The sequence below is a fragment of the Spirochaeta dissipatitropha genome (genome assembly GCF_054657935.1).
In genome coordinates, this window is record NZ_BAAHXT010000002.1 from 1 (window position 1) to 13,929 (window position 13,929).

General features: G+C 48.7%; 15 protein-coding genes. All 15 read left to right on the forward strand.

Going from position 1 to position 13,929, the window contains the following annotated elements:
- The first annotated feature begins 659 nt into the window (after window positions 1–659).
- The 15 genes from ACYQ2L_RS01940 to ACYQ2L_RS02010 all read left to right on the forward strand — a co-directional run bounded on the left by ACYQ2L_RS01940 (window position 660) and on the right by ACYQ2L_RS02010 (window position 13,929).
- Window positions 660–1,766 (forward strand): BMP family lipoprotein, encoded by a 1,107-nt coding sequence (locus tag ACYQ2L_RS01940; protein WP_460050482.1) that lies wholly within the window; start codon window positions 660–662, stop codon window positions 1,764–1,766.
- A gap of 142 nt (window positions 1,767–1,908) precedes the next feature.
- Complete coding sequence (locus tag ACYQ2L_RS01945; protein ID WP_460050484.1) at window positions 1,909–3,126, forward strand: adenosine deaminase family protein; 1,218 nt, start codon at window positions 1,909–1,911, stop codon at window positions 3,124–3,126.
- Window positions 3,123–4,145, forward strand: a complete 1,023-nt coding sequence (locus ACYQ2L_RS01950; protein ID WP_460050486.1) for a LacI family DNA-binding transcriptional regulator — start codon at window positions 3,123–3,125, stop codon at window positions 4,143–4,145. The genes ACYQ2L_RS01945 and ACYQ2L_RS01950 overlap by 4 nt, the downstream gene beginning before the upstream one ends.
- A gap of 1 nt (window position 4,146) precedes the next feature.
- A complete protein-coding gene (locus ACYQ2L_RS01955; RefSeq protein ID WP_460050488.1) occupies window positions 4,147–4,785 on the forward strand; it encodes a hypothetical protein in 639 nt (212 codons plus the stop codon).
- Complete coding sequence (locus ACYQ2L_RS01960; protein WP_460050490.1) at window positions 4,782–5,612, forward strand: purine-nucleoside phosphorylase; 831 nt, start codon at window positions 4,782–4,784, stop codon at window positions 5,610–5,612. Before ACYQ2L_RS01955 ends, ACYQ2L_RS01960 begins: the two co-directional genes overlap by 4 nt.
- Before the next feature lies 1 nt (window position 5,613).
- Entirely contained in the window at window positions 5,614–7,134 is a 1,521-nt protein-coding gene (locus ACYQ2L_RS01965) for an ABC transporter ATP-binding protein (RefSeq protein WP_460050492.1), read from the forward strand.
- A complete protein-coding gene (locus ACYQ2L_RS01970; RefSeq protein ID WP_460051145.1) occupies window positions 7,134–8,213 on the forward strand; it encodes an ABC transporter permease in 1,080 nt (359 codons plus the stop codon). The genes ACYQ2L_RS01965 and ACYQ2L_RS01970 overlap by 1 nt, the downstream gene beginning before the upstream one ends.
- Window positions 8,206–9,153: an ABC transporter permease gene (locus tag ACYQ2L_RS01975; protein ID WP_460050495.1), complete on the forward strand. Its 948-nt coding sequence runs from the start codon at window positions 8,206–8,208 to the stop codon at window positions 9,151–9,153. Before ACYQ2L_RS01970 ends, ACYQ2L_RS01975 begins: the two co-directional genes overlap by 8 nt.
- A 21-nt stretch (window positions 9,154–9,174) precedes the next feature.
- Entirely contained in the window at window positions 9,175–9,876 is a 702-nt protein-coding gene (gene deoC, locus ACYQ2L_RS01980; protein WP_460050497.1) for a deoxyribose-phosphate aldolase, read from the forward strand.
- Complete coding sequence (locus ACYQ2L_RS01985) at window positions 9,876–11,069, forward strand: phosphopentomutase (RefSeq protein WP_460050498.1); 1,194 nt, start codon at window positions 9,876–9,878, stop codon at window positions 11,067–11,069. The genes deoC and ACYQ2L_RS01985 overlap by 1 nt, the downstream gene beginning before the upstream one ends.
- Window positions 11,032–12,357 carry a thymidine phosphorylase gene (gene deoA / locus ACYQ2L_RS01990; protein WP_460050500.1) on the forward strand — a complete coding sequence of 442 codons (1,326 nt, stop codon included), beginning with the start codon at window positions 11,032–11,034 and terminating at the stop codon, window positions 12,355–12,357. Before ACYQ2L_RS01985 ends, deoA begins: the two co-directional genes overlap by 38 nt.
- A 14-nt stretch (window positions 12,358–12,371) precedes the next feature.
- Window positions 12,372–12,776, forward strand: a complete 405-nt coding sequence (locus tag ACYQ2L_RS01995) for a cytidine deaminase (RefSeq protein WP_460050502.1) — start codon at window positions 12,372–12,374, stop codon at window positions 12,774–12,776.
- An 82-nt stretch (window positions 12,777–12,858) separates the two neighbouring features.
- A complete protein-coding gene (locus ACYQ2L_RS02000; RefSeq protein WP_460050504.1) occupies window positions 12,859–13,107 on the forward strand; it encodes a hypothetical protein in 249 nt (82 codons plus the stop codon).
- Between the two features lie 101 nt (window positions 13,108–13,208).
- Window positions 13,209–13,439 carry a FitA-like ribbon-helix-helix domain-containing protein gene (locus ACYQ2L_RS02005; protein WP_460050506.1) on the forward strand — a complete coding sequence of 77 codons (231 nt, stop codon included), beginning with the start codon at window positions 13,209–13,211 and terminating at the stop codon, window positions 13,437–13,439.
- A complete protein-coding gene (locus ACYQ2L_RS02010) occupies window positions 13,423–13,929 on the forward strand; it encodes a hypothetical protein (protein ID WP_460050509.1) in 507 nt (168 codons plus the stop codon). The genes ACYQ2L_RS02005 and ACYQ2L_RS02010 overlap by 17 nt, the downstream gene beginning before the upstream one ends.

Here is a 13,929-nt window from a genome sequence, read left to right on the forward strand (position 1 = left end):
AAGCACGAGGAACGTGAGGGGAACGAACGCGGCTTGCGCAGCAAACGCGTGGTTCCACGGCTTGCCGAAGGCAAACGCGCAAACGAAGACAGACGAAGTCTGGCGGAGTATAGTGCGGCTCGCACATTGTGCGAACGCACGGATATCCATGGCCAGGCTTTTTTTGTGCCCTAACGACTACGAAGCTTCCGCAATGCGGAAGCGGAGTTAGTTGCCAGTCGCGATGCGGTGTAATCCTCACAAACTACTGCTTACCAAATATCATAGTATCTTCAGTATGTTTACAATATCGAGCTTTTTGCAAAATTACATTTTGCATGAGCATTCGCAAGATTATAAATTCTCAAGTTGTTTAGATAAAACAACTTGAGAATTCGCTACTGATGCGAGGAGGAAATTGCAAGTAATTTTGCAATTTCCTCTATTATTCAAAAATTTACCTTTTATCCATCTCTATCTGTGCTCACATGAATGAACTACTATCTATTTATCCATATTCTACTGCTGGCTCTGTCAAGAATTTGAAGCAAATCTGTAATTTAATAGAGTTTGCATAGTTTTCCTTGACAGCTCTTGGAAACGGGCATAATCTACAAGAAAAGCTTTTCGCAATGCTTTTCTTGTAGATTTTCATGCCGTAAAGGCAAAAGGAGTGAGTTATGAAAAGATTTGGTGTCGGGGCACTGCTGGTAGTCAAGGCAGTGTTGATTATTGCCGTGGTTTCTCTTGCAATGAGCTGTAATCGCGGAAGTAGGGATGCAGATGGTGAGCAGTCGCTGCGGGTAGGTATGGTAACAGATGCTGGTACCATTGATGACCGATCCTTCAATCAGGGAACTTGGGAAGGTATCCTTCGAGCAGCACAGGATTTTACTATTACTACCAGGTATCTGCAACCTTCGGGAACTACAGAAGCAGATTATGTGCGGGAAATTACCAATTTACGCGATGCTAATTTTCCATTGATTATTACTCCCGGATTCAAGTTTGAGACTGCTATCTATCAGATGCAGGATCGATACCCGGAGGTAAACTTCGTACTTATTGATGGCCAGCCTAACAATGGTATTTTTGATGAGAACTTTTCTTCAAAAGTCGGTGACAATACAGTGTCTATCTTCTTTGCCGAGCATGAATCAGGTTTTCTGGCAGCGGTAGCTGCTGCACTTGAAATCGGTGAAGGCGAGTTCGGTTTTATCGGCGGTATGGAAATTCCTCCTGTACAGAAGTTCAACTGGGGATTTCAGCAAGGTATTGCCTATGCCAATGAAAACCTTGGTACAAATATCCAGCTTGAAGCACGGAATGTAATCTACCAGGGAACATTCGATGATGTGGCTGCTGGACAGCAGATTGCTGCACAGATGTATGATCGTGGAATTGATGCAATTTTCTGTGCCGCCGGTGGGGTAGGCGTTGGTGCAATTAATGAAGCCAAGGCCCGGGCTGCTGATGGTGTCTGGATAATCGGTGTTGACGCCGATCAATACGAGCAGGGTGTGTATGCTGATGGGAAATCAGTTGTTATTACATCTGCTATGAAGGCTGTTGATGTTGCTGCCTATGACATGATCAAGGCGCAGATTGAAGGTAACTTTCCTGGTGGTCAGACCCTGATTTTTGATGCTGAAAACGACGGTATCGGAATTCCGGACGAGAATCCGAACCTGAGTGCTGCTACCGAACAGACTGTGTCCGAAGTATTGGCTCAAATGAAAGCCGGTCAGATCGTAGTTTCAGCTGAACGTGGAAATCTAATTCCATAATCAGCTGAGCAAGTAGATGTACGTAGGGTCGGCTGCCCAGCGCAGCCGGCTTTGCAGGGAGCTTGAATCATAATTCGAGCTCCCTGCAAAGCCAGGATCCTGGCCGTTCTGCAAACACGAATTAATATTCAAGGAGCTTCATATGGCATGGTATAACCCGGAGTTTATCAAGGTAATTCCAAAAACAGATCTGCATGTCCATCTGGATGGCAGTCTCAGGATTTCTACACTCATTGACCTCGCTGAAGAGGCTGGTGTGGAACTACCAGCTCAGGATGAAAAAGGTTTGCGTGAACTTGTTTTCAAGGATTCCTATAAGAGTCTCGAGGAATATCTCCGCGGCTTTGGCTTGACTACATCGGTAATGAGAACGGAGTCTGCATTGTATCGGGTAGCCTATGAGCTCATGATGGATAATGCAGCAGAGGGTGTTCGATATATCGAAGTCCGTTTTGCACCGCAGCTTCTCATGTCGGATTTTCTGTCCTTTGATCAGGTAATGAAATCTGTGGATAAAGGACTGAAAACTGCATGCGCTGAACTTAATTCCAGACGCTCAGATGGAGAACCTTCTTATGATTTCGGCATTATTGCATGTGCTATGCGTTTCTTTACCCAAGCATTTTCTCCCTGGTACCAGGATTTTTATAAAGTTCATGAGTTCTCCAGTCAGAAAGAAGTAATTCGAATGGCAAGTCTCGAACTTGCGAAAGCGGTGGTAAAACTCCGGAATGAGAGCGATGTACAGATTGTTGCTTTTGATCTGGCAGGAGCTGAATATGGAAATCCTGCCGGTGATCATGCTGAGGCATACGAATTGGTCCACCGAGGATTTCTCTGCAAGACGGTTCATGCCGGGGAGGCCTTCGGCCCTGAGAGTATATTTCAGGCAGTCAATGAACTACATGCTGACCGAATCGGACATGGCTTGCATCTGTTTGATCCAGGGATGATCAGTACTATGAGTCCTGAGGAAGCGGACATATATGTCAGGAATCTGGTGCAGTATCTTTCTGACCGTAGAATCACACTTGAAGTTTGTCTGACCAGTAACATGCAGACGACCCCCAAAATCGGAAATATTACCAATCATTCCCTGCAGAAAATGCTCGAGCATAAGCTTTCCATAACGCTTTGTACTGACAATCGTCTGGTTTCCAACACAACCGTATCGGATGAAATTCTGCTTGCACTTGATAATTTTGCAATTGATCGTGAGACCTTGAAGAATATTATAATCTACGGCTTCAAGCGATCATTTTTTTACCAGCCCTATGTCGAGAAGCGTCAGTATGTACGGTCAATTATTGATTATTATGATCGTATTGCTTCCGCGTATCTTGATGGGAGTACTGTGTGAACATAAAAGAGCTGGCTAAAAAAGCCGGTGTCTCGGCCTCTACCATATCGAGGGTAATAAACGGCTCTGCCTATGTCAGTCCTGAAATCAAGGAACGGGTGGAGCAGATGATCGCCGAGACCGGGTACCGGCCGAATTCCCTGGCCAAGGATCTGCTTCGCAAGAAGACAGATACTATCGGGGTAATGCTGCCTCGAATCGATCTTCCGACTTTTGCGTCAGTGTTTGAAGGCATTACGGATGTCCTGAATCGGAATGGTTACAACATCCTGCTTGCTAATACCAGGGACAAGCAGGAGGATGAACTGAAATATTTCAGGCTCTTCTATGAAAAGCGTGTAGATGGAGTTATTTATTTCGCGACTGGAATTACAGACAGTCATGTCGAGATGGTCCGCCGGATGCAGATGCCCCTGGTCATATATGGTAATTCCGGTGAGCAGCTTGGTTGTTCTGCGGTCAGACTGCAGAACTATGAAGCCTCAAAGACGATGGTAGAGCACCTGATAGAGCTTGGACATCGCCGGATCGGATGCATTGCGGTACCTGATCATGATGTGGATATCAGTACTCATCGGAAACGTGGGTATATGGACGCTCTTCTGGAGCATGGTATCGAGTTCGATGAGCGGCTTATGTCGATTGGTGATTTTGAATATCCTTTTGGAGAAACCGGCGCCGCCAGGTTCATGACAATAGTGCCGGAAGCCGAACGTCCTACAGCGATTTTCTGTATTACAGATCGTCTGGCGGTAGCTGCATTGGGGTGGTTGCAGAGAAGCGGGTATCGCGTCCCTCAGGATGTATCTGTAGCATGTGTGGATGATCCTGTATTGCTTTCCTATACCCAACCCCGGCTCACGACCATGAGTTTTGAATATCATAAAGCAGGTGAGATTGCCGGAAATATGATTATTGACAGTATTAATGGTGTACAGGATAAACCAAGAGAGGTTTTTATGCCCTATCGGTTCTGTGCCAGAGACAGCAGTGGGATCAGGAATCCCGGGAAGGTATAACATGGAATTTTTCGGTATCGCATTGGTGGAATGGTTCGGCTATGTAGCTTCGGTACTGGTTGCTGTATCGCTGACAATGAGTTCTATAGTGAGACTTCGTTGGCTGAATCTGCTTGGTGCCAGCCTGTTCTCCGTATATGGATTTATTATCGGATCATTCCCTGTAGCATTTCTGAATCTGTTTATTGTACTCACCAACATTTTTTATCTCATGCGGATGTATCGGGAAATCGAAGATTTCAGCATCATGGAACTCAGCGGTAGCGACGAATATCTGTATTGTTTTCTCGATACACACAAAGAAGAAATTGCGCGCCTTTTTCCCGGGTTCAGTATGGAGAATGATAAAGATATTCAGGTCTTCTATTTGGTGAAGAATGCTGTGCCTATAGGCATACTGGCCGGCCGACAGGCCGGGGATCGTAGCTTCTGTGTTGAGCTTGATTTTGTTCGGCCAGAATACCGGGATTTTAAAATGGGCAGTTTTGTCTATGATCCGACGGGCTTTTTCAGTCAGAAAGGATTCAGAATGCTGCAGGCTCCTGTCGGCAACAGTAATCACGATCACTATCTTGAAAAAATGGGTTTTACAAGAAGCGGGGACATGTTTGAAAAGCCGCTTGAGGGAGGGACTGAATGAAAGGTATCTACGAGAAACTCCAGGAAACACTTGAGTATATCCGTGGACGCTGCAGCACCGAGCCTGAAGCCGGAATCGTATTGGGTTCTGGTTTGGGAGGGCTGGTAGAGCGAATAGAAGATCCAATATGGATCGACTATCATGACATACCGCATTTTCCGGTATCCACAGTAGCGGGACACGCTGGAAAGCTCGTCTTCGGGAGAATTGGAAGCACATCGGTCGTGGCAATGCAGGGGCGCTTTCATTACTACGAAGGACATGATATGCGGACCGTTGTTTACCCTGTTGCACTCATGAAACTGCTTGGAGCCGGGACATTGCTGGTCAGCAACTCCGCAGGAGGAATGAATCCGGATTTTACCCCGGGTGATCTCATGCTTATACATGATCATATTAATCTTTTCAGTGACAATCCACTGATAGGTCTGAATGATGAGCGCCTGGGACCGAGATTTCCGGATATGACCGAGCCGTACTCCAGTAAACTGATAGCCCTGGCTGAACGGAAGGCACTGGCTATGGGCTTTGACTTTCAGAAGGGTGTGTATGTTGGCGTGTCCGGCCCGGCATATGAAACTGCTGCAGAGATTCGCTTTATGCAGACCATTGGTGGTGACGCAGTCGGAATGTCGACTGTGCCGGAGGTCATAGCAGCCCGCTATATGGGCATGGAAGTAATCGGAATCTCCTGTATTACCAACATGTCGACCGGAATCGCCAAAGTGAAGCATTCACATGAAGAGGTAGTAAAGACTGCCAATGCAGCTGCCGAGCGTTTCTGCACGGTAGTAGCAGAAATCCTGAAAGATATCGGGGAGGTCTGATATGGAGTATGTCGTTGAAATGATCAATATCCGGAAGGAGTTTCCGGGTGTCGTTGCCAATGACAATATCAGCATTGAGCTGAGGCAGGGGGAGGTATTGGCCCTGCTTGGTGAGAATGGAGCCGGAAAATCAACATTAATGAGCATTCTGTTCGGCCTGTATCAGCCGGATTCTGGTTTTATCCGGGTCCGGGGAAAAGAGATTCATGTTGATAATCCTACTATTGCCAACAATCTTGGCATAGGAATGGTTCATCAGCACTTCAAGCTTGTGCATAATTTTACCGTTACCGAGAATATTGTTCTTGGGGTCGAACCTCGCCGAGGCATTGTGCTCGATATGGAGCGTGCTGCTGCCCGGGTTCAGGAGCTTTCAAAGCAATATGGTCTGAATGTCGACGCTGGGGCAAAAATCGAAGATATTTCGGTCGGAATGCAGCAGCGGGTCGAGATCCTTAAAATGCTCTACCGTAACGCAGATGTGCTTATCTTTGACGAGCCGACTGCCGTGCTGACACCTCAAGAAATCAAGGATCTTATGCAGATTATGCGTAATCTCCTTGCTGAGGGCAAATCGATTATTCTGATTACCCATAAGCTGAAAGAGATAAAGGCAATTGCTGATCGATGCACCGTTATCCGCCGTGGCAAGCTGATTGGAACGGTGGATGTAGCTAGTACTTCTGAGGCCAGAATGGCCGAGATGATGGTCGGCCGTGAAGTCAGCTTCTCGGTGGACAAGCAGGATTCCTGTGCAGGCGAAACAGCGCTTGAGATCGAGAATCTGCAGGTTATGAGCTCCCGTAAATCGATTGCTGTCAAGGGATTGTCTCTCTCATTGCGTTACGGCGAGATTCTTGGACTTGCTGGGGTCGAAGGTAACGGTCAGACAGAACTGGTTGAAGCTCTGATCGGGCTCCGGAAAACTGAATCCGGTCGGATTATGCTGGCAGGGAAGGATATTACGGGTTCCAGTATCCGGGAACGGATTGAATCGGGTGTTGCCCATATACCTGAAGATCGTCAGAAGCGAGGACTCGTGCTGGACTACAGCCTGCAGTCCAATCTTGTACTTTCAACACACATGAAGCCTCCGTATGCAAAAAACGGCTTTCTGCAATTTCCTGCAATCCGTAAACATGCTGCAAAACTTATAAAGGATTTTGATGTGCGGGCAGGTGAAGGCGGGGCAACAGTCGTACGATCAATGTCCGGAGGGAATCAACAGAAAGCTATTGTGGGAAGAGAGATAGATCTTGATCCCGAGGTTCTGGTAGCTGTGCAGCCGACGCGTGGTCTGGATGTGGGTAGTATTTCGTATATCCACAAGCGGCTTGTCGCACAACGCGATGCGGGGAAGGCTATTCTGCTTGTTTCACTGGAGCTGGATGAGATTCTTGATCTGTCGGATCGAATTGCTGTCATTAACAACGGAGAGCTGATCGGCATTGTTAATGCCTCCGAGACCAACGAGAAGGAAGTTGGCCTTATGATGACCGGCGTACACAGGGAGGAAATGTGATGCGGTTTCACCTGAACAAGGAACTGGTTATTGGACTTTGTACTGTATTGCTCGGCCTCCTTGCCGGTGCGGTGCTTATGCTCCTCACCGGGAATGATCCTATTGATGGCTATTATTACCTGTTTGCCGGAAGCTTGATGAATGTCGAGCGCATGGGAAATACCCTGGCAATGGCAACTCCGCTCATTCTGACCGGCTTGTCAGTGGCTTTTGCGTTCAAGACCGGACTGTTTAATATAGGTTCTCCCGGTCAGGTCCTGATCGGTGGTCTCTTGGCCACGATTCTCGGCCTGACACTGAATCTGCCAAAGCCCCTCATGATAAGTATAACCACTGTAGCAGCACTCACTGGAGGTGCGCTTTGGGGAATGATACCCGGCTACCTGAAGGCAAAATTTAATGTGCATGAGGTCGTTGCCTGTATAATGATGAACTGGATTGCCTACTGGATTACATATTATACAATCCGGATTCACTTCAGCAGTCTGGGCCTGGCAACTGAATCTCGAAGACTGCCTATGCGGGCCTCATTGCGTGTTCCATGGCTGACTGAACTCTTTGACGGCTCATATATCAACCTCGGAATTCTCTTTGCCCTCGTTGCAGTACTGATCGTCTCGATAATTCTGAACCGGACTGTCTGGGGTTACCAGTTCAAAGCAGTCGGATTCAATCGCTTTGCAGCTGAAAATGCTGGAATAGCAGTCAAACGTAATATTGTCAGTTCCATGATGATAGCCGGTGCTTTGTCGGGCCTTGCGGGGCTGAGTTTTTATACCGGTTATGCAGTAAACATGGAAATCGGAATCATGCCGAACATAGGCTGGGATGGAATCGCGGTCGCCTTGTTAGGTGCCTCCTCTCCGGTTGGTGTAGTCGGTGCGGCAGTGTTCTTTGGTATTTTGCAGGCCGGTAAAGGTTTCATGGGGGCGATGACGGATATTCCGCCGGAAGTAGGAGATACAATTATCGCATCCATAATCTATTTTGCGGCTACAAGCGTACTAATTCGTAAACTCCTGAGCAGCGGTAAGCTGAAAATGCTTTTTAATCGAAGGGAGGATAATCAGGATGTATGATATTCTCGTTAATCTGTTTCCATATGCAATGGCCTTTACTATGCCGATTCTGATTACCTCACTGGGCGGTCTTTTCAGTGAGCGCAGCGGTGTAGTAAATATTGGACTTGAAGGACTTATGGTGGTTGGCTCTTTTGCCTCTGCAGTATTCATATCATATATGTATCCTGTATGGGGTATGAATGCTGTCTGGCTCAGTCTACTCGTTGCAATGGCAATAGGGGCAGTTTTTTCGCTGCTGCATGCCTTTGCCTGTGTGAATCTCAATGCCAATCATGTCATTAGTGGAATTGCAATCAACATGATTGCCGCATCTATGACCATCTTTTTTGCCAGGACCATGACAGGATCCGGCAATATCCAGTTGCGACATGGATTGAGACGCTTCAGCGTTCCTGTTCTGTCGGAGATTCCGCTTCTCGGTCCCTTGCTCTTCCGTCAGACCTATGCGACTACCTGGATAATTCTCGGGATCCTGGCATTCGGATATTTCCTGTTGTATTTTACCCGGTTCGGTTTACGGCTATGGGCTGCTGGTGAGCATCCTCAAGCACTCGACGCGGCCGGCATCAGCGTCTACAGGATGCAGTACTTTGGTGTCATGCTGTCCGGAGCATTCGCCGGTCTTGGCGGGGCTGCAATCCTGGTGACTTATTCAGGGGAGTTCAGCGGCTCTGTTTCGGGTATGGGATTTCTGGCGCTGGCCGCTCTTATTTTCGGGAAGTGGAAGCCCCTGGGGATTCTGGGTTCAACCCTGTTTTTCGGCTTTGCCATGACTATTGCCAATGCTTCGCAGGCAGAACCGGCGCTGCAGGCGATACCCGAGATAATTCTGAAAATATTCCCGTACGTGGTGACCCTTCTGGCACTAACTGCTTTTTCCAAAACTACACATGCACCTCGCGCACTGGGCGAGCCGTTTGACAAGGGAAAACGCTGACAAAATCAAGGAGATGTGAAGATGAAAAATAACGAGCAAGGTGTAAATTCAAACCATTCTGATCTGGCAAAGTACATTGACCACACACTACTGAAAGCAGATGCAGTTGAGGCTGATATTGTCAAAGTATGCACAGAGGCACGCGAACATGGATTCTGTTCCGTCTGTGTAAATTCGAGCTGGATTCCCTTCGTTCGGGAGCAGCTTTCGGGATCGGATGTGAAGGCCTGTTCAACCATAGGCTTCCCGCTCGGAGCAATGGCTCCGGAAGTCAAAGCCTTCGAGGCGAGCACAGCCGTTCGCCTCGGAGCACAGGAAATCGATATGGTAATCAATATCGGATGGATAAAGGACGGACGCTATAACGATGTCGAAGCCGAGATCCGTGCAGTAAAACAAGCCGCTGGGGCAGTACTGCTGAAGGTCATAATTGAGACCTGTTACCTCACGAATGAGCAGAAGGTTGAAGCCTGTAGAAGGGCTGTTGCTGCCGGAGCAGAGTATGTAAAAACCTCAACCGGCTTTGGCAGCGGAGGAGCTGTAGCTGAAGATCTGCAGCTTATGCTTGATACCGTAGCAGGCAAGGCACTGGTCAAGGCATCCGGCGGTGTCCGGGATGCCGAAACAGCCAGGAAATACATCGACATGGGTGTGCGTCGGCTTGGTACCAGTAGCGGTGTGAAAATAGTAGGGGGCACAGCGGCTGCAGAAGGCGCGTACTGATGAATCGCGTATTCATTATTGTGCTGGACAGCCTTGGTGTCGGGTATCTCCCGGATGCAGAAGAATATGGAGATCTCGGCGCGAATACCTTGGGTCATATTGACGATTCCCTTGAGCTAAAACTTCCGGTGCTTGAGTCCTGTGGACTGGGGAATATTCTCCCGCTTCGAGGAGTATCCGCTGTAGATAACCCGCGGGCTTCCTGGGGCAGGGCAGCATCTGTTACAAAAGGAAAGGACTCTACAGTCGGCCACTGGGAGATCGCCGGATTGCCCATAGATGAGGCTCTGATGGTGTGGCCTGAGGGCATCCCCGCGGAAATCACCGCAGAATTTGAATCGAGAATCAATCTGAAAACCCTGGGCGGAAGTGTTGCATCGGGAACACAGATCATTGCCGAGCTCGGATCAGAGCACTGCCGGACCGGATATCCGATTATCTATACCTCTGCAGATTCAGTATTCCAGATTGCAGCTCATGAGGAAATTGTTCCGCTTGAGACCCTGTATTCCTGGTGTGAAGCGGCCCGTGAAATGCTAAACGTCGGGCGGGTCATTGCCCGGCCCTTTATCGGAACGGAAGGTTCCTGGAAGCGGACAGGAAACCGCCATGATTATTCTATGCCGGCTCCTGGTATTACAATGCTGGATGTTCTCGCACGCGCCGGCAAATCTGTGACATCAGTGGGAAAGATATCGGACCTGTTCGCAGGGCGTGGAATCAATGAATCCTTTCCTACCAAAACCAATGACGAGGGAATGCAGAAGACCATAGAACTGGCTGGTTCTGATTCCAGTGGTCTGGTTTTTGTAAATCTGATTGAGTTTGATTCGGTCTATGGTCATCGACGGGATGTACGGGGATATCGGGACGCATTACAGGCTTTCGACGCCCAGCTTGGCACCCTGCTGCCCTTACTGGGTGAGGATGACGCGGTAATAATTTGTGCAGATCATGGCTGTGATCCGATCTTCAAGGGAACGGATCATAGCAGAGAGTATATACCGGTGTTGGTGTACGGTCCGGCATTGAAAGCAGTTGAACTGGGCACCCGCAGCAGCTTCGCAGACATTGCCGCTACTACGCTTGATCTGCTGCTGGGAAACCCGGCTGACAGTGAAATCCGGGGACAGAGCTTTGCAAAGGAGATGAATTATGTTTATACCTCAGGAAATAATCAGAAAGAAACGTGACAGACAGGAACTGAATACCGATGAGATTGCAGATTTTGTGCGTGGAGTTACAGATGATTCTGTAAGCGAAGCCCAGATCGCAGCACTTGCCATGGCAGTGTTTCTGAATGGTATGAGCCGGGACGAGTGTGTCTCCCTGACACTTTCCATGCGTGATTCAGGCCGGGTAATGGAATGGAAATCCCTTGATCTTCCAGGTCCGATAATTGACAAGCATTCAACCGGTGGAGTTGGCGACACAGTGTCTCTCATGCTTGGTCCCATGTTTGCTGCCTGCGGCGGATTTAACCCGATGATTAGCGGCCGGGGACTTGGTCACACCGGCGGGACACTGGATAAGCTCGGAAGTATTCCCGGTTATAACCCTTTTCCGAGTCCGGATCAGTTGGCACGGGCCGTGCGTGAAGCTGGTACGGCCATAATCGGCCAGACTCCTGACCTCGCCCCGGCCGACAAGCGGATCTATGCCGCCAGGGATGTCACCGCAACCGTTGAATCAATACCACTGATAACTGCTTCGATTTTATCCAAGAAGCTCGCGGCCGGTCTGGACGCTCTTGTTATGGATGTGAAAGTTGGATCCGGTGCCTTCATGCCGACACCTGAACTGTCGCAGGAGCTGGCTGAATCAATTGTGCAGGTGGGGAATGGTGCCGGAATGGCAACCTCTGCCCTGCTGACGGATATGAATCAATCACTCGCTCCATGTGCCGGGAATGCAATTGAAGTCCGTTGCGCTTTGGATTATTTATCCGGGAGAGATCGACCGCAGCGTCTTCATGAAGTGATTATGGCTCTCTGCATAGAAGGACTAATTGCAGGTGGTCTGGCAAAGAATTCAGAGCAGGCGGAGACCATGCTACTCGGAAGCCTGGAATCTGGAGAAGCAGCCGAGCGTTTCAGTCGTATGGTGAAGATTCTCGGGGGACCTGCAGATCTTATGGAGAAGCCTGATCGGTATCTGGCTGCTGCCCCTGTCGTCATGGATATCCCCTCAACTGACTCAGGCTATATATCTTCCTTCGATACCAGGCAGCTTGGTCTGGCTGTAGTTTCACTTGGTGGGGGACGCCTGCGTAGCGATCAGGAAATCGATCCTTCTGTTGGATTGAGTGGAATAATCGAGCTGGGAGCAGAGGTCAGCAAGGGACAGTCTCTCATGCAGGTGCACGGCCGCAGCAAGGAAGACTGTGAACAGGCAGTCCGGATGGTGCAGAAGGCGGTGCGAATCAGCAGTACAGCCCCGGAAATCAATCCGGTGATCTGGAAGCGTATCGGAGCGGTCTGAAAAGGAGCATTGAAATGACAGAACAGGAATTGATTCAGGAAGCAAGAGCAGCCAGAGCAAAGGCGCGTGCGATTTACTCGAATTTCCAGGTCGGAGCAGCCCTTGAAACACGCGACGGCCGAATTTTTCATGGCTGCAACATCGAGAATGCCTCCTATGGTCTAACTAACTGTGCCGAGCGTACCGCATTTTTTTCTGCTCTCGCTCAGGGCGTCCAGGCTGGTGATTTCGTCCGCCTGGCTGTCGTCGGGGATACCGAGGGGCCAATCAGCCCATGCGGAGCCTGCCGCCAGGTCATAATTGAACTTGGCGGCTCAGAGCTCGAAGTCATCCTCGCCAACATGGGAGATGCAGTAGAACATACAACTGCAGCCAGACTCCTTCCCGGCGCCTTCGGGGCGGGAGATATGGATAGTTAATCAGGTATCTTGACAGATTCTTGACATAAATTCGCAAATTTCTTGACGCTAACTCCATAAACTCTTAGTCAAGGAGTTGATTATGAGTGAATTAACGGTAGGAAAGATTTTGCAGGAGGTAAGTGATAACCTGAAAAGTGATCCCACACTTGGAGATACCTCCAAACTTCTGATTAATGTCGTGAAAGGCGGATCTATTTTCAGGAGAAAGCCGAAAATCGAGTTGTCGGGAAGCGTAGACAGTGATCTTATCAAACTGAAAATCGAAAATCAGCTGCAGGATAAATATGGCGAGGCGGTTGAGCTGGACAGCAGCATCCGTGTCGACTGAAAACTACATATGCAGGTGCAGTACTGCCCGGTCGGACAAAGATCCGGCCGGGCTCTTTTTTTATTCTTGATCTTCTATTCTGATAGCATTATGCTATCAGTATGAAATCGATACATATTCGTGATGTAGATCCTGTAGTAATAATGAAACTGCAGAAACGAGCAAAAATGCATCATCGTTCTATGCAGGGAGAACTTCGGGCTATTCTACAGGAGGCAGCAGTGCGGGTTCCAGAACATGAGGACTGTGATCCTGAGCAGCTGATTACTGTTACTACTGGTTCACAGGGGACCTGGAGACGGGAGGATATGTATAGTGATCAAGCGAGGTAGCTTGCTGCTACTTGATACGAATATCCTTCTTTCAGCTACTGATGCATCGAGGAATGACCACGAGGTTTGCAGAAAACTGCTTCGGATAAGCCATGCATGCGGTGTTCATCTGTGTGTTTGCGGCCAGATACTTCGGGAATATATGGTCGTATGCACAAGGTCGACGGATGTGAATGGCCTTGGTATGTCAATCGAAGCAGGTCAGAAAAATGTCAATTGGTTTCGGGGTCTTTGTGTGTTCCTGGAGGAAACCGAGCCGGTCTTTGCTGCGCTGTCCGACTCGGTATTATTGTGGCAGGGATCAGGAAAGCGGATCCACGATCTGAATCTTATCGCACTTATGCAGGTACACAAGGTAGATATTCTGGCAACATTGAATACTCGGGATTTCCCCCTTGATACGAATATATCAATTTTAAAACCTCATGCCATTGTGTCAATGCTGGAGGATGATTCCGTGGACCAGTTCTCTGCATTCTCTCCGTCCTGA

Bases quoted from the DNA above. Each gene is read 5' to 3' on its own strand.
- ACYQ2L_RS01940 (WP_460050482.1), top strand. From the start codon at position 660: ATGAAAAGATTTGGTGTCGGGGCACTGCTGGTAGTCAAGGCAGTGTTG.
- ACYQ2L_RS01945 (WP_460050484.1), top strand. From the start codon at position 1,909: ATGGCATGGTATAACCCGGAGTTTATCAAGGTAATTCCAAAAACAGAT.
- ACYQ2L_RS01955 (WP_460050488.1), top strand. From the start codon at position 4,147: ATGGAATTTTTCGGTATCGCATTGGTGGAATGGTTCGGCTATGTAGCT.
- ACYQ2L_RS01960 (WP_460050490.1), top strand. From the start codon at position 4,782: ATGAAAGGTATCTACGAGAAACTCCAGGAAACACTTGAGTATATCCGT.
- ACYQ2L_RS01965 (WP_460050492.1), top strand. From the start codon at position 5,614: ATGGAGTATGTCGTTGAAATGATCAATATCCGGAAGGAGTTTCCGGGT.
- ACYQ2L_RS01970 (WP_460051145.1), top strand. From the start codon at position 7,134: ATGCGGTTTCACCTGAACAAGGAACTGGTTATTGGACTTTGTACTGTA.
- ACYQ2L_RS01975 (WP_460050495.1), top strand. From the start codon at position 8,206: ATGTATGATATTCTCGTTAATCTGTTTCCATATGCAATGGCCTTTACT.
- deoC (WP_460050497.1), top strand. From the start codon at position 9,175: ATGAAAAATAACGAGCAAGGTGTAAATTCAAACCATTCTGATCTGGCA.
- ACYQ2L_RS01985 (WP_460050498.1), top strand. From the start codon at position 9,876: ATGAATCGCGTATTCATTATTGTGCTGGACAGCCTTGGTGTCGGGTAT.
- deoA (WP_460050500.1), top strand. From the start codon at position 11,032: ATGTTTATACCTCAGGAAATAATCAGAAAGAAACGTGACAGACAGGAA.
- ACYQ2L_RS01995 (WP_460050502.1), top strand. From the start codon at position 12,372: ATGACAGAACAGGAATTGATTCAGGAAGCAAGAGCAGCCAGAGCAAAG.
- ACYQ2L_RS02000 (WP_460050504.1), top strand. From the start codon at position 12,859: ATGAGTGAATTAACGGTAGGAAAGATTTTGCAGGAGGTAAGTGATAAC.
- ACYQ2L_RS02005 (WP_460050506.1), top strand. From the start codon at position 13,209: ATGAAATCGATACATATTCGTGATGTAGATCCTGTAGTAATAATGAAA.